Genomic DNA, 18,375 nt, shown 5'->3' on the forward strand with positions numbered 1-18,375 from the left:
GGTGGCTGCATGCAAAAGCAGGACAGCATAAATGTTCTGGGCGGCGTGCTGGCTCCGTGTTCACGAAAGCCCCTGACCGGTTTTTTCCGCGACGGGGCCTGCAACACCTGCCCTGAGGATCGCGGCAGCCACACGGTCTGCGCCGTTATGACGGCCGAGTTTCTGGCCTATTCGAAATATGTCGGCAACGACCTGAGCACGCCCCGGCCCGAATTCGATTTCCCGGGCCTGAAGCCTGGCGACAGCTGGTGCCTGTGTGCCGCGCGGTTCATGCAGGCCCATGACGAGGGCTGTGCGCCAAAGGTCCATCTTGAGGCAACTCACCAGCGCGCATTGGAAATCGTGCCGCTGCACGTTCTGACCAGTCACCGCGCAGACTCCGGACAGTGAACCGGGAATGAAAAACCCGGCACGGTTGAAGCGTGCCGGGTTCGGTTCTTTGGGCTGCCCTTAGGTTGCGTCGCGACCCTCGGTATCAGACATGTCGAAGTTCAGATACTTGGCGACTGTTTGCACATCCTTGTCACCACGTCCGCACATGTTCATGCAGATGATGTGATCCTTTGGCAGCTCCGGCGCGATCTTCATGACATGCGCCAGCGCGTGGCTGGGTTCGAGCGCAGGGATGATGCCCTCGGTCGCGCAGCACAGCTGGAACGCCTCGAGCGCCTCTTTGTCGGTGACCGAGACATACTGCGCGCGCCCGATATCGTGCAGCCAGGAATGTTCAGGGCCGATGCCCGGATAGTCGAGCCCGGCCGAAATCGAGTACCCTTCGAGGATCTGGCCGTCGTCGTCCTGCAGCAGATAGGTACGGTTGCCGTGCAGAACACCCGGCCGGCCGCCGGTGAGAGAGGCGCAATGCTCCATCTTTTCGTTGACGCCCTTGCCGCCCGCTTCGACGCCGATGATGTTGACCGATTTGTCGTCAAGAAACGGATAGAACAGCCCCATGGCGTTCGAGCCGCCACCGATCGCCGCGATGATCGTGTCCGGCAGGCGACCCTCGGCCTTCATCATCTGTTCCTTGGCTTCCTTGCCGATGATAGACTGAAAGTCGCGCACCATCGCCGGGTACGGATGTGGTCCGGCCACCGTACCGATGCAATAGAAAGTGTCGCGCACGTTGGTCACCCAATCGCGCAGCGCGTCGTTCATCGCGTCCTTCAGGGTGCCGCGGCCCGAGGTCACCGGAATCACCTCTGCCCCCAGCAAGCGCATGCGGAACACGTTGGGCGCCTGCCGCTGGACATCATGTGCGCCCATGTAGACCACGCATTTCAGACCGAACTTGGCGCAGACCGTCGCGGTGGCGACACCGTGCTGCCCGGCCCCGGTCTCGGCGATGATCCGGGTCTTTCCCATGCGGCGCGCCAGGATGATCTGTCCCAGCACGTTGTTGATCTTGTGCGCGCCGGTGTGGTTCAACTCGTCGCGCTTCATATAGATCTTGGCGCCGCCCAGATGCTCGGTCAGGCGCTCGGCGTGATACAGGGGCGACGGACGGCCCACGTAGTTGGCCCACAGATCGTCCATCTCGGCCCAGAAACTCGGGTCGGTCTTGGCCTTCTCGTATTCCTCCTCCAGCGACAGGATCAACGGCATCAGAGTCTCGCTGACGAAGCGTCCGCCGAAAATGCCGAAGCGGCCGTTTTCATCCGGGCCGGACATGAAGGAATTGAACAGATCATTGGCCATGGTGGTCTCCATCGTCGTGCCTGTTGTTATTAGGAGGTGCCGGCGGGATTTGCCATCGCAAATCGCACTATTCCGCCGCGGTACTGCCGTTCATCCAGATAGTCAGCGCCTGTTCCCGGGTCGGAATGGCGATGCAGGCAAAGTGACGGAAGTGGTAGGTATTGGTCAAACGTGGGGCAGCTTGCATCACCCCTCGGTGCGGGTTCGACTGGGCAAAGGTCAGCATGGCTTCGACGTCATGCCAAACGCTGAGCGAGAAATACGCGCCCTCATGCGAAAACACTTCGGCATGGAGGCACAAGGGATCGCCCTTGGCCTGGCGCAAGGCCTTGCCCGCGCGCCAGAAGAACTCGGGCCCATGGTACCATCGCTTCAGTGAAACCGCGCCAATTGCAGCCAGCATCCCGCATCCTCCCCTTTGAGAAGAATACGCAAGCGCGTTCTGGTCAGATCACCGTGCCGCTTCAACAAATGAGCGGATCAGGCCCGGATCCTTGACGCCCGGAGCGCTTTCCACGCCCGATGCCACGTCCACCTGCTTTGCACCGGTCATACGGATCGCCTCGGCTACGTTGTCCGGGTTGAGCCCCCCCGACAGCATCCACGGCGTCCGCCAGTATTTGCGACCGGCGAGCAGTCGCCAGTCAAAAGGCAAACCGTTGCCGCCGGGCAGCTCAGAGTTTTTCGGCGGCTTGGCGTCAACCAACAACTGATCGGCCACGTCCGAGTAGAGGTCTATTGCGGCCAAATCCTCGGCTTCCGCCACTCCAATCGCCTTGATCACCGGCAAGCCGTAGCGTGATTTGACCTCGGCCACGCGCTCGGGGCTTTCGGCGCCATGCAGCTGCAACATGTCCAGTGGAACCCCCGCCACGATCTCATCCAACTGCGCGTCGGTGAAGTTTACCGCCAGGGCCACTTTGGCCACGCCGACCGGCACATCACTGGCCAGCGCCGCTGCCTGGGCAATCGGTGCATAGCGTGGAGACTTGGGAAAGAAATTGAACCCAATGTAACGCGCACCTGCTTCAACGGCTGCGCGCACATGCTCGGGTGCGGTCAAGCCGCAGATTTTTACGCTGATCTCGGCAGACATCGGCTCTCAGCTGGCCTCGTCCAGAAGGGCAAGCACATCGTCCTGACCTTCGTTCTGCTTCTTCTTGAGCTTCTTGACCTCGCGCTCGAGCTTCTTGACCTCGGTCTTTTTGACGGTGGCGTCCTTGCGGTGCTTGTGCTCGCGCAGCCACTCCCACAGAAAGCCGATGACAAGGCCAGCCACGATCCCGCCAAGAACCACAAGAAACAGCGGCAGCGAGGTGGTCAGATTGAAGCCAAGCAGGTCAGACAAAGCGTCCGGCATCAACTGCAACTGCACCATCTGGCGATTGGCCAGCGAGACCGAGACAAGGACGATCCCCAGGACCGCAAGAAAACCGTATCGAATGTAGCGCATCATGAGATCACGCTTTACCGTTCAAACGATCCCTTAGCAACTTGCCGGTCTTGAAAAACGGCACGCACTTTTCTTCGACCTGAACCGTCTCGCCAGTGCGAGGGTTCCGGCCGACGCGCGCATCCCGTTTCTTGACCGAAAAAGCTCCGAAGCCCCGCAGTTCGACACGGTCACCGCGCGCCATCGCGTCTGTGACTTCCTCGAATACGGTATTCACGATCCGCTCGACATCACGTTGGTACAGATGTGGATTTTCGTCGGCGATTTTCTGAATCAGTTCTGAACGGATCATGCGTGCTACCCTCCCAGGTCACCGTGTCATCTCGTCTACTGGTTTGGCCAGTATAGGAAAAAACGGTGCCGGGTGGAATGTAAACTCTGTGTGTCCGGGGTGCATTTTCCAAGAAAGCACCGGAAATTCGCGTGTACGGACGCGAATCCGACGGTTCATGCCTGCACCTATCGCCGAATAACTCGCAAAACCGGAACACATTGATTCGCAAAAGAAACGGCCCCGCTCTGGATGAGCGGGGCCGTTTGAGTGTTCAAAACTGCAAGTCTGGCTTAGTCGCCCGACTTCAGCGCGGCACCCAGGATGTCGCCCAGCGATGCGCCCGAGTCCGACGAACCGTACTGTTGAACGGCCTCTTTCTCTTCGGCGATTTCGCGCGCCTTGATCGACAGGCCCAGACGGCGAGTCTTGCTGTCGACGTTGGTCACGCGGACATCGACCTTGTCACCGACCGAGAAACGCTCGGGGCGCTGTTCGGCACGGTCGCGGCTCAGGTCCGAACGGCGGATGAAGGACTTCATGCCTTCGTACTCCACCTCGATGCCGCCATCTTCGATCGCGGTCACTTCGACGGTGATAACCGAGCCACGCTTCACGCCGCCCACGGCTTCGGCGAACTTGTCACCGCCCAGAGCTTTGATCGACAGCGAGATACGCTCTTTCTCGACATCAACTTCCGAGACGACCGCCTGAACGACGTCGCCCTTGCGGTAGTTCTGGATGGCATCTTCGCCACGCTCGTCCCACGACAGGTCCGACAGGTGAACCATGCCGTCGATGTCGCCTTCCAGGCCGATGAACAGACCAAATTCGGTGATGTTCTTGACTTCGCCTTCGACCTGCGTGCCCTCGGGGTGCGTTTCTGCAAACACTTCCCACGGGTTGCGCTGGGTCTGCTTGAGGCCCAGGGACACGCGACGCTTGGCGCCGTCGATTTCCAGAACCATAACGTCGACTTCCTGGCTGGTCGAAACGATCTTGCCGGGGTGGACGTTTTTCTTGGTCCAGGACATCTCGGACACGTGCACCAGACCTTCGACACCGGGCTCCAGCTCGACGAACGCGCCGTAGTCGGTGATGTTGGTTACGCGACCCTTGTGCACCGAACCCAGCGGATACTTGGCGCCAACCAGATCCCACGGATCTTCCTGCAGCTGCTTCATGCCCAGGCTGATGCGGTGGGTTTCCTTGTTGATCTTGATGACCTGAACCTTGATGGTTTCGCCGATCGTCAGGATCTCGGACGGGTGGTTCACACGGCGCCATGCCATGTCGGTGACGTGCAGCAGGCCGTCAACACCGCCAAGGTCAACGAATGCACCGTATTCTGTGATGTTCTTGACGACACCCTCGACGGTCTGACCTTCGGACAGGTTGCCGATGACTTCGGCACGCTGTTCGGCACGCGATTCTTCCAGGATTGCACGACGCGAGACAACGATGTTGCCACGGCGGCGGTCCATTTTCAGGATCTGGAACGGCTGCTTCAGACCCATCAGCGGGCCAGCGTCGCGCACGGGACGAACGTCAACCTGGCTGCCGGGCAAGAACGCAACTGCGCCACCCAGATCCACGGTGAAGCCACCTTTGACGCGACCAAAGATAGCACCTTCGACGCGCTGGTCGTCGGCATATGCTTTTTCCAGACGGTCCCATGCCTCTTCACGGCGGGCCATCTCGCGCGAGATGACGGCTTCGCCACGGGCGTTTTCTGCGGCGCGCAGGTAGACTTCAACCTCGTCGCCAACAGCGATTTCAGGAGCTTCGCCGGGATTTGCGAATTCTTTCAGATCGACACGGCCTTCCATCTTGTAGCCTACGTCGATGATGGCCTGGCCCGCTTCGATCGCGATGACCTTGCCTTTGACAACCGAACCCTCTTCGGGGGTGTCCATTTCGAAGCTTTCGTTCAGGAGGGCTTCGAATTCCTCCATGGATGCGTTAGCCATGTGGCGTTGTTTTCCTTTACATAACGTTTTTGCTGGCCGAGCGGTTGTCTCCGCCGGTCTTGTTTCATGATGTCCTCTGGCGTGACCCGGTGCGCATCTGGCTAAACAAACACAAAGGGCCGAGGAAACCCGGCCCTGCTCAGATACGTCGCCCGGGCGTTGACCGCCCTTGTTCAGACAGCGCGCGTATAGGCGGATTCTAGGCGCAGCGCAAGCAGAAAGGCCCATATTGCAAGCCGACGCAGAATTCCGCTTGCGTTTTCCGGGCCAGCTACTCCTCCCAAATCCGAGCATCCCTCAGCAGCATGGCCTGCTCGATCGCATTCAAACGCGCCAGTGCGTCGGCCGGGGCCTTTGCCCCACCGGCTGCCTTCCAAATCTTGAGGGCCGAGTTCGGACTCCACGGCAAGCAGGCATTCGCAAGCCACTGACGCAACTGAGGCGGAAGGGTGTCATAGGCCTGCATCGCGGGGCGTTGCCGTCTCCGGCGGTTCAGGCGGCTGCGCAGATTGCGTCTTTGAGTGGTCATGGGCATCGACTGTACCAATGCGAATTTTCACAGCGGGAATTGGACCGGACGGAATGGGTTGGGGAAACGTCCCAACTCATATGGTATGTTATTACGTAACATAGTTTTGTTGCGCAACCCCGGATTGAGGTCAAAAAAGGCAGGGTTCTGCAACACTGCCCTCAGCCATTCCGAAGCTCTCAATATTAGCCGAAGCCGGGAGACCTAGAACAGTTGCAGGTCTTTCTTGCCGCTTTGAATCTCGGCCAGGTTCGGCATGTTTTGGATGACCACCGGTTCGGGCGCGGCACCCGGCATCGGAACGGTCGGCTGTGCCGCCTTGGCCATCGCAAAGGTGGGTTGCTTGAGCTCTCCGCGAATGTCGCGCAGCAGGGTTTTGTGATCCGGCATCGCTTTCAGGATCTGCGCAAGGTCCACTTTCGCGCCCTTCCACCATTGGAACCAGATGTCTTTCCGCAATGGTCGAATGCGATCACGAATTCCTGTGCCATACCCCGTGTCATAGACCTGCTTGCCCAGCAGTACCGTCTGATAGACGCGATGGTCAAACAACGTTGCAAACTCAACATCGTGCTGCATCGGAAGGCGGTTCTTCCAAAGCTCGAGGTTTTCAGCAAGCCTGTCCGGCACCTTCATCTCAGTCCGCGCGTCGATCCAGTATTGATCATCGGTACGATTGTTCAGCTTGTAATGCAGGCAAATGAAATCCAGCACCTCGTCATAGAGCTTGTTCATCTGACGATTGTACCTGTCCCTCAATGAGGGTTCGATATCGCGGGTCGGCAAATGCTCGGCGAACCAGCGCACAGCATGGTCGACCATATGGATCGCAGTGCTTTCAAGCGGCTCGATGAACCCACCGGCCAGCCCGATCGCCACGCAGTTCTTGACCCACGCATTGCGAACGCGCCCGATCCGCATGGGGATCACCCGCGGCGTCGCGCCTTTGCCGCTGTCACCCAGCCACTCCAGATATTCGTCTGCCGCTTGATCATCCGTCCGGTGCGCGGATGAATACACGTATCCCGTGCCCACCCGGTTGTAGAGAGGCACGCGCCATGTCCAACCAGCGCCAAGTGCAGTCGACCGCGTGACGCTTTCGATCTTCCGCGGATTGGGGTGCTCGATCTGCAACGCCATGGCACGGTCGTTCGGCAGATAGTCCGAATAATCCATGAACGGCTCGCCCAGTGCCTGATTGATGATCAGGCCGCGGAAACCGGTGCAGTCCACGACCATTTCAATATCGTGGCGGCCTGCACGCTCAAGCATCAGATGGCTGACATTGCCCTGTTCATTTAACTCGACCGACTGCACCTCGTCGCGGATATGTTCGACGCCACGCTGCGTACAGACCCTTGTCAACATGCCTGCGAATTTTACGGCGTCCAGGTGATAGGCATAGCCAAACCGCTGCTCGAATTCGGGTTGCCCCAGAAGCCGCGCGCCCTTGCACAGCCGAGCCAGGTCATCATGCGGCGAGATGGACTGAGTGAAATCCCGGTCCCCGTTGCCAAACCGAAGGAAGTATTCGGCGGCCTCGAGTCCTTCCAGCATCTGGCCATGGGCAAATGGGTTCACATAGTCGATGCGCTTTCCCTTTGCGTCTTTGTTCCAGTTGCAGAATTTGACGCCCAGCTTGAACGAAGCATTGGTTTCGCGGAAAAAGTCTCGCTCGGAAATTCCAGCCTGCCGGAGCGTGACTGGCATACGCGGCACGGTCGCTTCACCAACGCCGACCGTGGCGATATTCGGGCTTTCGATCAGGCAGATCCGCGGACGGTCCTTGGGTGCAGACGTGCGCGAAAACACCATCTCGAGTAGCAACGCCGTCATCCAGCCGGCCGTACCGCCACCCACGATGGTGATTTTTTGCAAACGATTATTCATGTTGTTCTGTCCCTGTTGGCTGTGAGGATTATGCGGCCGCCTGCCCGTTTTTCCGGGCCTCGGTGGCGACCTCCCCTTATCGCTGAGGGAAACTATAGCAGCTTTCAGGCATCCAGCTAGGGCCAATGGCGGCATCAAGTAGGCCCAAACGGGCGCCTTTGCCAAAGCAACGCATGGTCACGACCTGCTTCCCTTGCACTGAACGGACAGCGATGACGGTTGAGCCTTCCGAGGCAGCCTCAGATGTCCTCGCCTTTCTTCAGAAGATCGTCGATCAGTTCGCGTTGCAGATCATGGCTGTCCCCACCGCCGAACTCGGCCGCACCCCCGGAATAGAGAGTGCCATAGGTCAGGGCGATATTGACGGTCTGCGCCAGGCCCGAGATCAGTTGATCCTTGTTCAGCCGTGACAGCGGGTGGATGAACACGGCCCACAAGGTACCGTTGGCGATCGCATAGCGCGCGTCCAGCGTGCTGTCGAAATTGGCCTGCATCATGCGCTGCAAGTCTTCGGCCGAAAGCTCTGAGGTGCCGCTGATCGCAACCATCGCCCGCATCCGGTCTGCATGCACATCAGTAACAACCAGCACCGGCACATCGGAAATCGTCATGGTAAAGCCCGGACCCTGCGGCTCGGCATCGGGGTCGAGAGCAAAGATGATCTTGCCCAGTCTCTCGTAGGTCATCGGTGGCTCGGCTTCCTGTGCCAACGCATGGCCGGCCAACAAAACCCAAATCAAGGCACATCGGATCATCCGTTCTCTCCACCATAGACGCGTTCAGCCTAAGCGGGGACTGATCAACTGGCCAAACACAGCTTGGTGAGCCGGTTTGGCAGACTCTCGGCAAGTGCGAACGATCTGCAAGGTTTTCCGTTCGCCCTGCGATTACGCGTCCGCACGCCCGCATTTATCTGTTCAACACGGGTCGGCGCGAGTGCCGGCCACAACTGAACACGAAAGGAACACACAATGAAATCTGTTGTACTCAGCGCCCTTGTCGCCGTCCTGCCGATGATCGCCGCACCGGCTTTTGCGGCGGATGAGATCAATGTTTCGAACGGGATCTCGGCCGGCGGTGCGCCGCTGGCTGCTCACGGGGTCGATCTGGTTGCGCTGGTCACCGACGGCAACCCGGTCGAAGGGTTCGCCACGCATTCGGCCACCTATGACGGCGCGTCATACTACTTCACCTCGGCCGAGAACCGCGAAGCTTTCGAGGCCAACCCCGAAGCATACCTGCCGCAGCACGGCGGCTTCTGCTCGTATGGTGTTTCCGTGGGCAAGAAGTTCGATGGCGATCCGGATCAGTACCTGCTGGCCGACGGCAAGCTGTACCTGTTTCTGAACGCGGCAACTCGCGCCAAGTTCCTCGAAGACGTGTCCGGCACCGCCAAGACCGCGGATGACCAGTGGGCGAATATCAAGTCGGTTGCGGTCGGCGAACTGTAATCGGACTGTCGCCAAGCGCTGTCCGCGGTCTCACCTTGCCGCGGGCAGCTTTCCTTTAATAACCGCGATCGCCTTTTCCAGCGCGGCCTCGATGCTCAGGTCCGAAGTGTCCAGAATTACGGCATCGTCGGCCGGTTTCATCGGGGCCGTGCTGCGCTCGGCGTCTCGCGCGTCGCGCTCGCGGACATCGGCCAGAACCTGCGCGCGGGTTATTTCCGCAGCTTTGTCTGCCAGCTCCAGATAGCGCCGTTCGGCGCGTACTTCGGGGCTGGCGGTGACGAACAGCTTCACCTCGGCCTCGGGGCAGATCACCGTGCCGATATCGCGCCCGTCCAGCACCGCGCCGCCGGCCCGCCGGGCAAAGCTGCGCTGGAAATCGACCAGAGCTGCGCGCACTTCGGGGATCACCGCCACTTTCGACGCCGCCTGCGCGATCTCGGCTGTCCGCAGGTCGCCCTGCTCCAATTCCTCGGCCGTCAGGGACCGCGCCGCCTCGACCGGGTCGGTGCCGTCCAACGTGCGTCGGCCGACCGCGCGATAAAGCAGCCCCGTATCCAGATGCGCCAGCCCGAAATGCGCGGCCACGGCCTTGGAGATCGTGCCCTTGCCCGCAGCGGCCGGGCCGTCGATGGCGACGGTAAAGCTCATGTGCGTTCGACCTTGGCGCCAAGGCCCTTCATCAGCGGCTCGAAGATCGGGAACGAGGTCGCGATGGGGCTGCCGTCATCGACCGAGACGGCCTCTTGCGCGCCCATGCCCATCACCATGAACGACATGGCGATGCGATGGTCCAGAAAACTTTCGCAGGTGCCGCCGCCGGGAACCCCGCCGATGCCCAGCCCGTCCACCGACCACCAGTCATCGCCCTCTTCAACCGTGACGCCGTTGGCCCGCAAGCCCCGCGCCATGGCGTCGATGCGGTCGCTTTCCTTGACGCGCAGTTCCTTAACGCCGCCCATCATCGTCTTGCCGGTGGCGTTGGCCGCAACCACCGACAGCACCGGATATTCGTCGATCATCGAAGCCGCGCGCTCGGGCGGAACGTCGATCCCCTTCATGTCGGGCGAGTAGCGCGCGCGCAAGTCGGCGACCGGCTCGCCGCCTTCTTCGCGCATGTTCTCGTAGGTCAGATCGGCGCCCATCTCACGCAGCGTGGTGAACAGGCCGGCGCGCGTGGGGTTCAGGCCGATGCCCGGCACCAAAACATCCGAGCCCGGCGTGATCAGCGCCGCACAGACCGGGAAGGCCGCGCTGGAGGGGTCGCGCGGCACGGCGATCACCTGCGGTTTCAACTCAGGCCGGCCGGTCAGGGTGATGACCCGGCCTTCGTCGGTGTCCTCGACGGTGATTTCGGCGCCGAACCCTGCCAGCATCCGTTCGGAATGGTCTCGGGTGGCTTCCTTCTCGATCACCACGGTCTTGCCGGGCGCGTTCAGGCCGGCCAGCAGAACGGCAGATTTCACCTGGGCCGAAGGCACAGGCACTTCGTACCAGACCGGCACCGGATCGGCCGCGCCGACGATGGTCATGGGCAGACGCCCGCCCGAACGGCCCACGGCCTGTGCCCCGAACAGGGCCAACGGATCGGTCACCCGCGCCATCGGGCGTTTGTTCAGGCTGGCGTCGCCGGTGAAGGTCGCGCTGATCGGGCTGGTCGCCATCGCGCCCATGATCAGGCGCACGCCCGTGCCCGAGTTGCCGCAGTCGATCACCTGATCCGGCTCGGCAAAGCCGCCCACGCCGACGCCATGCACCGTCCATTTGCCATTCCCGTGCGAGATCACCTCGGCCCCGAAGGCGCGCATCGCCTTGGCGGTGTCCAGAACGTCTTCGCCTTCCAGCAGGCCCGAGATCCGGGTCTCGCCCACGGCCATCGCCCCAAGGATCAGAGAGCGGTGCGAAATCGACTTGTCACCCGGCACTTCGGCCGTGCCGGTCAGCGGGCCGCAGGGATGCGAGGTCATCGGGATGGGCGTGCCGTGTCCGGACATGAGGGCTCCTTTTGCGCTATCAGTGCCCCTGCCGATTAGCGAATTGGCGCCGCAGCGTCCAGCCGCAATCACCCGTTGCGGCGGAAGGTCAGGTAGTGCGGCGTGCGGCCTTCACGCAGGGCCTTCTGCTCGTAGCGGGTGGAAATCCAGTCGTCCCACGGCTTGCGCCAATCCTCGGGGCCCTCGGCCAGCCATTCGAAACCGGCCCGGGGCACCTCCTCGAGTGTCTGGCGGACATAGTCCGGGATGTCGGTCGCCACGCGGAAAATCGCGCCGGGTTTCAGCACACGGGCCAGCGGCTCCAAGTGCTCGGGGGTCACGAAGCGGCGGCGGTGGTGCCGCTTTTTGGGCCACGGATCGGGATAGAGCAGAAATGCGCGCGAAATGCTGGCATCGGGCAGCACGTCGAACAGGTCGCGCACATCGCCGGGATGCACTGCCAGGTTGGTCACTTCGGCCCGGCGGATCTTGCCCAATAACATGGCCACGCCGTTGATGAACGGCTCGGCCCCTATGATGCCGATATCGGGGTTCTGCTGCGCCTGATGCACCAGATGCTCGCCGCCGCCGAACCCGACCTCAAGCCATACCGGCTTGCCGTCAAACAGAGCGTTCAGGTCAATCGGGGTACGGTCGGGGTTGCTGTCCCAATCCACCGCGCCGGGCGACAGGGCGGCCAGGTCCTCGGACAGATAGGTCTTTTGGCTGGGCTTCAGGGTCTTGCCTTTGAAGCGGCCATAGAAGTTTCTGCGGGGGCGTTCGGGTGACTGGGTGCTCATGCCGGTGCCCTTACTGCGGCGGCGTTTGCGTTGCAAGGGGCGGGCCGCGTCCGGGGGTGCGTCCTTCGGAACGGAAAAGGCGCGCCAGATCGGACGCGCCTTGCCGTGTTTGGTTTCCCGGTGCTGGCTCAGACAGCCTTTTTCAAGGCCTCAACCAGATCGGTCCGCTCCCAGCTGAAGCCGCCGTCCGCATCCGGCACGCGCCCGAAATGCCCATAGGCCGCGGTGCGCTGATAGATCGGCCTGTTCAGTTGCAGGTGTTCGCGGATGCCGCGCGGGGTCAGGTCCATCACCTGTCCGACCGCCTTCTCGATCTCGGCGTCGGCAACCTGTCCGGTGCCGTGGGTGTCAGCGTAGATCGAAAGCGGCTTGGAAACGCCGATCGCATAGCTCAGCTGGATCGTGCAACGCTCGGCCATGCCGGCGGCCACGACGTTCTTCGCCAGATACCGCGCAGCATAGGCCGCCGACCGGTCGACCTTGGTCGGGTCCTTGCCCGAGAACGCCCCGCCGCCATGCGGAGCCGCACCGCCATATGTGTCAACGATGATCTTGCGCCCGGTCAGGCCAGCATCCCCGTCAGGGCCGCCGATGACGAACTTGCCGGTAGGGTTCACATGCCATTCCGTCTGGTCGCTCAGCCAGCCATCGGGCAGAGATTCGCGGATGTAGGGCTCGACGATCTGGCGAATATCGTCCGAGGTCAGCGCCTCATCCAGATGCTGGGTGGACAGCACGACCGAACTGACACCGACTGGCCGCCCGTCACGGTAGATCACCGACAGCTGCGATTTGGCATCGGGACCCAGAGCGGGTTCAGACCCGTTCTTGCGCACTTCCGCCAGACGGCGCAGGATGGCGTGCGCGTATTGGATCGGAGCCGGCATCAGGGCCGGGGTTTCGGTGGTGGCATATCCAAACATGATGCCCTGGTCACCGGCGCCTTCATCCTTGTCAGCAGACGCATCGACCCCTTGGGCGATGTGCGCCGACTGTTCGTGCAGCAGGTTCGTCACCTCGACCGTTTCGTGGTGGAACTTGTCCTGCTCGTATCCAATGTCCTTGATGCAAGCGCGGGCGATCTCTTCGATCTTGCCCATGTAGTCGTGCAGCTTTTCCTGATCCGACAGACCGACCTCGCCTCCGATGACCACCCGATCAGTGGTGGCAAAGGTTTCGCACGCGACGCGCGCTTCGGGCTCTTCATTCAGAAAGGCATCCAGGACCGCATCTGAAATTCGGTCGCACACCTTGTCGGGATGCCCTTCGGAAACGGATTCCGAAGTGAAAATGTAGTTCTGTCGGGACATGAAAGCGCTCCATTAAGATTTCCCCGTCACGCCAGGAAGCCGTTGTGACAGGCATTCGACGGGATACGCCCGAAGAAACAGAGGGTCAATCGGTAATTATGCCCTGCCAAACCGAACGTTGCGCCCAAACAGCAGCAGAAGCATCAACAATAGCCCAAGCGTCAGCCCGTCGCCTGTTCGCGCATACAGTGTTGGCGGCAATGGCGACGGAAGATGAGCATCCACGAAACCCGCCTGTCCCAAAGGCAGGGACGCGATTACGTTGCCATAGGGATCGACCATCGCCGAAACACCGGTATTTGCCGACCGCGCCAGCGGCAGACCTTGTTCGATGGCCCGCATCCTTGCCTGCGCCAGATGCTGGAATGGTCCTGTACGTGTCCCGAACCAGGCATCATTGGTTATCTGCAGAAGGAAATCCGGACGCTGCGGTGCCGCCGAGACATCCTGCGGAAAGATCGCCTCGTAGCAGATCAGCGGCAGCGCCAGACCCAGCTTGCCGGCGTTCAGCATCGCCGCTCCGGGACCGGCACTGAAGCCACTTCCGGTGGTCGCAGCCATACCGTGTATTCCGAACCTGTCCATCAGATCGCCAAAGGGGACATACTCGCCAAAGGGCACCAGATGATGCTTGTCGTACAGGCCGGTCTGACGCCCCTGCTCGTCGAGGTAGATCATCGAGTTGTAGATGCGCGGCCCGTCTCCGCGTTGGATACCGAGGATGACGGGCGTTCCCTGAGCGGCCTCGGCAATCGCTTCCAGATAGGGACCCGCACTGCCCAGCCACGCCGGAACCGACGTCTCGGGCCATACGATCAGGTCCGGACGCGGTTCGGCGGCAGTGAATTCAATCTGTCGAGCAAAAAACAGCGGGGTAAAAGACGGATCCCATTTCTGCTCTTGCGGCGCGTTGGGCTGGACCAGACGAACAATATGACCGGTCTCTGCAACCCCTGGGCGGTTGCTGGCTTGAACCAGCGCCAAACCGGCAAAGATGACAACTGCCACGACGGGCCAAAGAAACGCCTTGCCGTTGCGAGGACCGGCGACGGCAGCGCCCAACGGCAGGGCAAGCAAAAAGGTCGCGGCTCCAAGGCCATATGGACCAACCCATGCCAGGAGTTGCCCGGCCGGGGCATCCACCCAAATCTGTGCCATTCCCGCCCAAGGAAACCCGGTCAGAACGTAGCCGCGCGCCATTTCAACCAGCGACAGGGTCAGGGCCAGAACGATGACCTTCCGCGGCCCCACCTCTCGGGTTCCGCGCGCGAGCCAAAAAGCAAACGCCCAGAACAAGGCCAAGCCAGCAGCCATGAACACAAGCGCAAAAGGGGCCATCCAGGCATAACGCTCAGCGTCGATCTGAAAGGGCTCGATGATCCAGCTCAGGGCATTGGCGAAGTAACCGGTTGCGAAAGCCCAGCCCACCCATGCCGCGCGAGCGCGCGTGACACTGGCCAGAAACAACGGCGCGACGGATGCAAGCGCAATGCAGGTCACTATCCAATAGCCATACGGCGCCAAGCCAAATGCCGCCAACGCGCCAAGTATGGCGGCCAGTACCACGCGCAGCCAATGCGGCCACCGCAAGGCAGGATTCATGCAGCCATATCCGGCAGCATCACCCGCAGGCGCTTGATGCGCCGCGGATCCGCGTCGATAACCTCGAACTCGGGGCCTTCGGGGTGCAAAACCACCTCACCGCGGGCTGGAACCCGCCCCGACAGCATGAAGACCAGCCCGCCCAGGGTCTCGATCTCTTCCTCGTCCACATCCTCGTGGCTGGTCAGCGACCGGCCAATTTCGGCCTCGAAATCCTCAAGCGGCGCCTTGGCCTGAACGATATAGCACCCGGGCTTTTCTTGCACCCACAGCTGATTTTCATCGGCATCATGCTCATCGGCGATTTCTCCGACGACCTGTTCGATCAGATCTTCGATCGTGACAAGCCCGTCGACGCCACCATATTCATCGATCACCAACGCCATGTGGCGACGCTCGGTCTGCATCTTGGTCAGCAGAACACCGATCGGCATCGAAGGCGGGACAAACAGCAGCGGACGGAGCATCGAGATCAGATCGAATTCCGCCGACCCACCGTTGAACCCATGCGTAAGCGCAAAATCCTTGAGGTGGACAAAGCCCAGCGGCGTGTCCAACGTCCCCTCGTAGACAGGTATTCGCGACAGACCGCTTTCCCGGAAGACCTGGGCCAGTTCCTCCTTGGTGATGGTCGAAGGCACTGACACGATGTCGGCGGAAGGAATTGCCACATCCTCGACCCGCATGCGCCGCAGATTGATCATGCCGCGTGGCTGAGGGGTCACGGCCTCATTCCCGTTCACGACGACTTCGGCGTCATCCTCGGCGGAAGAAAAAGCATCAAGAATACGAGAGAAAAGCCCGCTTTTCTCTTTGGTTTCATCGCTGCTCTGCGAGTGCGCGCTCTGCGCCGCTCCAGAACTGCCGTCAATATCGCCCATTTTCCTGTTCCAATAGATCGGGCACCAAGGCCCACATTACCCATTATATGGGTCATCAATACCCATTTTGCCAAGTATCTCGACCTCGGCACGTTCCATCAAAGTGGCGTCAAGGTCACGAATGTGATCATAACCCAGCAAATGCAACACTCCGTGAACCAGCAAATGGGTCACGTGGTCATCCATGGATTTCCCGGCCTCCTGAGCCTCGCGCCAGCAAGTGTCATACGAGATCGCGATGTCACCAAGCGCGATGTCACCCGTGAAATCCGGCTGGGGCACAAGCGGTGTGCCGCCGGGCTGATCCGCAGCAAGGTCCTCGGCGGGCCAGCTCAGCACATTCGTCGGCGCAGGCTTTTCACGAAATTCAGCGTTCAACTCGGCAATCCGGGCGTCGTCGCAGCCCAGAACGCTGACTTCGCACAAATCGGCATCCACACCGCAATGCGCCAGCGTCGCGGCCACGGCCTTGCGCGCCAACGGCTCAATACCCTGCCAACGCGGGTCTTCGATCGTGATTTCCAAGTTCATCTCGTGACGCTCCGAGGCCGATTTGCCCAGGTCCGACGGTTCAACCCGTTTCCCGGCCCGAGTCGGCCTCATACGCCTCGATGATCGCGGCGACAAGCGGATGGCGCACCACGTCCTTGGATGTGAAGTAGTTGAAGCTGATATTCGGGATCGTCTTCAGCAGCCGCTCGGCATCCGCAAGCCCCGAAGCCACGCCGCGCGGCAGATCCACCTGCGACCGGTCGCCGGTGATCACCATCCGGCTACCCTCGCCCAAGCGCGTCAGGAACATCTTCATCTGCATCGTCGTGGCGTTCTGGGCCTCGTCCAATACAACGAAGGCATTGGCCAGTGTCCGCCCGCGCATGAACGCCAGCGGGGCGATTTCGATCCGCTTTTCCTCGATCAGCTTGGCCAGTTGCTTGCCAGGCAGAAAGTCATTCAACGCGTCGTACAGCGGCTGCATATACGGATCGACCTTGTCTTTCATGTCTCCGGGCAGGTAACCCAGCTTTTCGCCGGCTTCGACGGCTGGGCGGCTGAGGATGATTCGATCCACATGTCCGCCGATGAACATCGACACACCCACGGCCACGGCAAGGTAGGTCTTGCCCGTTCCCGCCGGGCCGATGCCAAAGGCGAGTTCGTTGTTGAACAGCGACTGCACATAAGCCTTTTGCGCGTCAGTACGGGGTTCGACCAGCTTTTTGCGGGTCTTGATTTCGACTGTTCCACCCTTGAACATTTCAAGCTGGTCGCCATCACGCGAGCCGGTTCCGGCTTCGGAATTGCCCATCCGCAATTCGCGATCAACGTCGGCAGCTTCGACGTCGCGCCCGCCTTCCAGTCGGGTGTAGAGGGCCTGCAAAACCTCGATCGCCTGCTTCTGAAGCTCGTCTTCGCCCATGACGACCAGTTGGTTGCCGCGGCGCACGATCTGAACGGACAGTTTCCGCTCGATCTCGGCCAGATTGCGGTCGTATTCGCCGCAAAGATCAATCAACAATCGGTTGTCAGGGAATTCAACAAACGCCTCGTTCGCGGGCATTTCATCTTGCGGTGGGGTAAGGGCACCGATGGCCAATCCGTTCTCCTGTCTTGGCGTTGTCACCCCAAGCGTAGACAACAAGAGTCGGTCGGCGCAAGCCACAGATTCAAAAATCTGAGCAACTGATCGCAAATCGGTCAGGCGGAAAGGAATTCATGGCCCGGCGTGATGAAATCTCGGGCCGGAATCCGCCCTTGGGATCAGAACTTGTAGTTCAATCCGACGCGAATCCCCTGGTAGCTGGGCGTGGATTTGGTCGAGAAGCCCGAGCCAAAGTCGACGACCTTCGACTGGAACTGCACATATTCGAGTTCGCCAGTGACGGACCAATTGTCGTTCAACTGATGCTCGGCCCCGATGCTGGCCACGAATCCGTTGCGTCGGTCATCGCTTGCGAAAGAATGAGTGGTGCCGCCGCTGGACAGGCTGTTGGTCGTTTCGATTTCACCCTGAACGAACCCGACGGTAACGAAATACAGAACCGAACCGCTGGGGTTGGTCAGCCCGTTCTTGAACCGCAGCGACAGCACATCCGATATCTCGGAACCACCCTGAACGGTCGTGGTGCCTATCTGCGTGGTGACACTGTCATCCAGCGAAGCGAAATCGTACCCGATCTCGAACCCGTAGACGTAATCGCGCCCGCCACGCGCAGGTAGAACACCGCGCCAACCGCCCCGTATCCCGCCATAGGCACCGCTCAGGTCAAGTTTGCCGATGGGAAAGGTGCCCGCATTGGTAGCGAGCCCGAACTGGTCTGTTCCGCCTGATCCATACCCGGCGCTGAACCCCAAATAGAAGGCGCTGACGTCTTTGGAATAGCGCTCCGGCCCCAACACGACCGGATCGGAAACGGCGCCGTCCAAATCCCCCGCATGAGTGGGAATACCTACGCTGGCGGCCAGCAATAGGCCGGCCAGAACACGGCCCACCCCTGTTTGTCGAATACCTGCCTGACGTGTCACTCGTACCCTCCATTGCGGTGCCCGGGC

20 protein-coding genes and 1 riboswitch are annotated in these 18,375 nt (G+C 60.8%); of the genes, 2 read left to right on the plus strand and 18 right to left on the minus strand.

The window, feature by feature from the left end; translation table 11 throughout:
- The first annotated feature begins 9 nt into the window (after nt 1-9).
- Nucleotides 10-390 carry a DUF2237 family protein gene (locus tag ACR0BA_RS07800; protein ID WP_093964605.1) on the plus strand — a complete coding sequence of 127 codons (381 nt, stop codon included), beginning with the start codon at nt 10-12 and terminating at the stop codon, nt 388-390.
- A 60-nt stretch (nt 391-450) separates the two neighbouring features.
- On the opposite strand, the gene trpB is transcribed toward ACR0BA_RS07800, so the two are convergent.
- From trpB to ACR0BA_RS07845, 9 genes are all read right to left on the minus strand, one after another.
- Nucleotides 451-1,698, minus strand: coding sequence for a tryptophan synthase subunit beta (trpB, locus tag ACR0BA_RS07805; RefSeq protein ID WP_170339902.1), 1,248 nt, complete (start codon nt 1,696-1,698; stop codon nt 451-453).
- A gap of 67 nt (nt 1,699-1,765) precedes the next feature.
- Nucleotides 1,766-2,101 carry a hypothetical protein gene (locus ACR0BA_RS07810; RefSeq protein ID WP_170357088.1) on the minus strand — a complete coding sequence of 112 codons (336 nt, stop codon included), beginning with the start codon at nt 2,099-2,101 and terminating at the stop codon, nt 1,766-1,768.
- A gap of 48 nt (nt 2,102-2,149) precedes the next feature.
- A complete protein-coding gene (locus ACR0BA_RS07815; RefSeq protein ID WP_480727211.1) occupies nt 2,150-2,794 on the minus strand; it encodes a phosphoribosylanthranilate isomerase in 645 nt (214 codons plus the stop codon).
- Nucleotides 2,795-2,800: 6 nt separating this feature from the next.
- Nucleotides 2,801-3,151: a lipopolysaccharide assembly protein LapA domain-containing protein gene (locus ACR0BA_RS07820; RefSeq protein ID WP_480727477.1), complete on the minus strand. Its 351-nt coding sequence runs from the start codon at nt 3,149-3,151 to the stop codon at nt 2,801-2,803.
- A 7-nt stretch (nt 3,152-3,158) separates the two neighbouring features.
- Nucleotides 3,159-3,443 carry an integration host factor subunit beta gene (gene ihfB, locus ACR0BA_RS07825; protein WP_050603110.1) on the minus strand — a complete coding sequence of 95 codons (285 nt, stop codon included), beginning with the start codon at nt 3,441-3,443 and terminating at the stop codon, nt 3,159-3,161.
- Between the two features lie 272 nt (nt 3,444-3,715).
- On the minus strand, nt 3,716-5,392 hold the full coding sequence (gene rpsA, locus ACR0BA_RS07830) for a 30S ribosomal protein S1 (RefSeq protein ID WP_093964601.1): 1,677 nt from the start codon (nt 5,390-5,392) through the stop codon (nt 3,716-3,718).
- Between the two features lie 271 nt (nt 5,393-5,663).
- Nucleotides 5,664-5,921 (minus strand): DUF6525 family protein, encoded by a 258-nt coding sequence (locus ACR0BA_RS07835; protein ID WP_254429324.1) that lies wholly within the window; start codon nt 5,919-5,921, stop codon nt 5,664-5,666.
- 204 nt (nt 5,922-6,125) lie between these two features.
- Entirely contained in the window at nt 6,126-7,811 is a 1,686-nt protein-coding gene (locus tag ACR0BA_RS07840; protein ID WP_170339897.1) for a tryptophan halogenase family protein, read from the minus strand.
- Nucleotides 7,812-8,050: 239 nt separating this feature from the next.
- On the minus strand, nt 8,051-8,566 hold the full coding sequence (locus tag ACR0BA_RS07845) for a hypothetical protein (RefSeq protein WP_480727213.1): 516 nt from the start codon (nt 8,564-8,566) through the stop codon (nt 8,051-8,053).
- A 216-nt stretch (nt 8,567-8,782) separates the two neighbouring features.
- On the opposite strand from ACR0BA_RS07845, the gene ACR0BA_RS07850 reads away from it, so the two are divergent.
- A complete protein-coding gene (locus ACR0BA_RS07850; RefSeq protein ID WP_170598852.1) occupies nt 8,783-9,262 on the plus strand; it encodes a YHS domain-containing (seleno)protein in 480 nt (159 codons plus the stop codon).
- Between the two features lie 30 nt (nt 9,263-9,292).
- Here the strand turns inward: ACR0BA_RS07850 and ACR0BA_RS07855 are convergent, their stop codons facing one another.
- The 9 genes from ACR0BA_RS07855 to ACR0BA_RS07895 form a co-directional block, all read right to left on the minus strand.
- On the minus strand, nt 9,293-9,910 hold the full coding sequence (locus ACR0BA_RS07855; RefSeq protein WP_170598854.1) for a (d)CMP kinase: 618 nt from the start codon (nt 9,908-9,910) through the stop codon (nt 9,293-9,295).
- Nucleotides 9,907-11,253 carry a 3-phosphoshikimate 1-carboxyvinyltransferase gene (gene aroA / locus ACR0BA_RS07860; protein WP_480727215.1) on the minus strand — a complete coding sequence of 449 codons (1,347 nt, stop codon included), beginning with the start codon at nt 11,251-11,253 and terminating at the stop codon, nt 9,907-9,909. The genes ACR0BA_RS07855 and aroA overlap by 4 nt, the downstream gene beginning before the upstream one ends.
- 68 nt (nt 11,254-11,321) lie before the next feature.
- Nucleotides 11,322-12,032, minus strand: a complete 711-nt coding sequence (gene trmB / locus ACR0BA_RS07865) for a tRNA (guanosine(46)-N7)-methyltransferase TrmB (RefSeq protein ID WP_170598857.1) — start codon at nt 12,030-12,032, stop codon at nt 11,322-11,324.
- A gap of 128 nt (nt 12,033-12,160) precedes the next feature.
- Nucleotides 12,161-13,342 carry a methionine adenosyltransferase gene (metK, locus tag ACR0BA_RS07870; protein WP_170365345.1) on the minus strand — a complete coding sequence of 394 codons (1,182 nt, stop codon included), beginning with the start codon at nt 13,340-13,342 and terminating at the stop codon, nt 12,161-12,163.
- A gap of 5 nt (nt 13,343-13,347) precedes the next feature.
- Nucleotides 13,348-13,396, minus strand: a riboswitch (SAM-SAH riboswitch).
- A 42-nt stretch (nt 13,397-13,438) separates the two neighbouring features.
- A complete protein-coding gene (lnt, locus tag ACR0BA_RS07875; protein ID WP_480727216.1) occupies nt 13,439-14,944 on the minus strand; it encodes an apolipoprotein N-acyltransferase in 1,506 nt (501 codons plus the stop codon).
- Nucleotides 14,941-15,825 carry a hemolysin family protein gene (locus ACR0BA_RS07880; RefSeq protein WP_480727218.1) on the minus strand — a complete coding sequence of 295 codons (885 nt, stop codon included), beginning with the start codon at nt 15,823-15,825 and terminating at the stop codon, nt 14,941-14,943. The genes lnt and ACR0BA_RS07880 overlap by 4 nt, the downstream gene beginning before the upstream one ends.
- Nucleotides 15,826-15,861: 36 nt before the next feature.
- Nucleotides 15,862-16,356, minus strand: coding sequence for an rRNA maturation RNase YbeY (gene ybeY, locus ACR0BA_RS07885; RefSeq protein WP_480727219.1), 495 nt, complete (start codon nt 16,354-16,356; stop codon nt 15,862-15,864).
- A gap of 40 nt (nt 16,357-16,396) precedes the next feature.
- On the minus strand, nt 16,397-17,419 hold the full coding sequence (locus tag ACR0BA_RS07890) for a PhoH family protein (protein WP_093964591.1): 1,023 nt from the start codon (nt 17,417-17,419) through the stop codon (nt 16,397-16,399).
- A gap of 164 nt (nt 17,420-17,583) precedes the next feature.
- Nucleotides 17,584-18,348: an outer membrane protein gene (locus ACR0BA_RS07895; protein WP_480727221.1), complete on the minus strand. Its 765-nt coding sequence runs from the start codon at nt 18,346-18,348 to the stop codon at nt 17,584-17,586.
- Between the last annotated feature and the right edge of the window lie 27 nt (nt 18,349-18,375).

This window comes from Ruegeria sp. CI5 (assembly GCF_056536885.1).

Excerpts from the sequence above, each read along its gene's own strand:
- metK (WP_170365345.1), bottom strand. The coding sequence starts at position 13,342 with ATGTCCCGACAGAACTACATTTTCACTTCGGAATCCGTTTCCGAAGGG.
- trmB (WP_170598857.1), bottom strand. The coding sequence starts at position 12,032 with ATGAGCACCCAGTCACCCGAACGCCCCCGCAGAAACTTCTATGGCCGC.
- ACR0BA_RS07815 (WP_480727211.1), bottom strand. The coding sequence starts at position 2,794 with ATGTCTGCCGAGATCAGCGTAAAAATCTGCGGCTTGACCGCACCCGAG.
- rpsA (WP_093964601.1), bottom strand. The coding sequence starts at position 5,392 with ATGGCTAACGCATCCATGGAGGAATTCGAAGCCCTCCTGAACGAAAGC.
- ybeY (WP_480727219.1), bottom strand. The coding sequence starts at position 16,356 with ATGAACTTGGAAATCACGATCGAAGACCCGCGTTGGCAGGGTATTGAG.
- ACR0BA_RS07880 (WP_480727218.1), bottom strand. The coding sequence starts at position 15,825 with ATGGGCGATATTGACGGCAGTTCTGGAGCGGCGCAGAGCGCGCACTCG.
- ACR0BA_RS07840 (WP_170339897.1), bottom strand. The coding sequence starts at position 7,811 with ATGAATAATCGTTTGCAAAAAATCACCATCGTGGGTGGCGGTACGGCC.
- ihfB (WP_050603110.1), bottom strand. The coding sequence starts at position 3,443 with ATGATCCGTTCAGAACTGATTCAGAAAATCGCCGACGAAAATCCACAT.
- trpB (WP_170339902.1), bottom strand. The coding sequence starts at position 1,698 with ATGGCCAATGATCTGTTCAATTCCTTCATGTCCGGCCCGGATGAAAAC.
- ACR0BA_RS07810 (WP_170357088.1), bottom strand. The coding sequence starts at position 2,101 with ATGCTGGCTGCAATTGGCGCGGTTTCACTGAAGCGATGGTACCATGGG.
- ACR0BA_RS07855 (WP_170598854.1), bottom strand. The coding sequence starts at position 9,910 with ATGAGCTTTACCGTCGCCATCGACGGCCCGGCCGCTGCGGGCAAGGGC.
- aroA (WP_480727215.1), bottom strand. The coding sequence starts at position 11,253 with ATGTCCGGACACGGCACGCCCATCCCGATGACCTCGCATCCCTGCGGC.
- ACR0BA_RS07845 (WP_480727213.1), bottom strand. The coding sequence starts at position 8,566 with ATGATCCGATGTGCCTTGATTTGGGTTTTGTTGGCCGGCCATGCGTTG.
- ACR0BA_RS07850 (WP_170598852.1), top strand. The coding sequence starts at position 8,783 with ATGAAATCTGTTGTACTCAGCGCCCTTGTCGCCGTCCTGCCGATGATC.
- lnt (WP_480727216.1), bottom strand. The coding sequence starts at position 14,944 with ATGAATCCTGCCTTGCGGTGGCCGCATTGGCTGCGCGTGGTACTGGCC.
- ACR0BA_RS07835 (WP_254429324.1), bottom strand. The coding sequence starts at position 5,921 with ATGACCACTCAAAGACGCAATCTGCGCAGCCGCCTGAACCGCCGGAGA.
- ACR0BA_RS07820 (WP_480727477.1), bottom strand. The coding sequence starts at position 3,151 with ATGCGCTACATTCGATACGGTTTTCTTGCGGTCCTGGGGATCGTCCTT.
- ACR0BA_RS07800 (WP_093964605.1), top strand. The coding sequence starts at position 10 with ATGCAAAAGCAGGACAGCATAAATGTTCTGGGCGGCGTGCTGGCTCCG.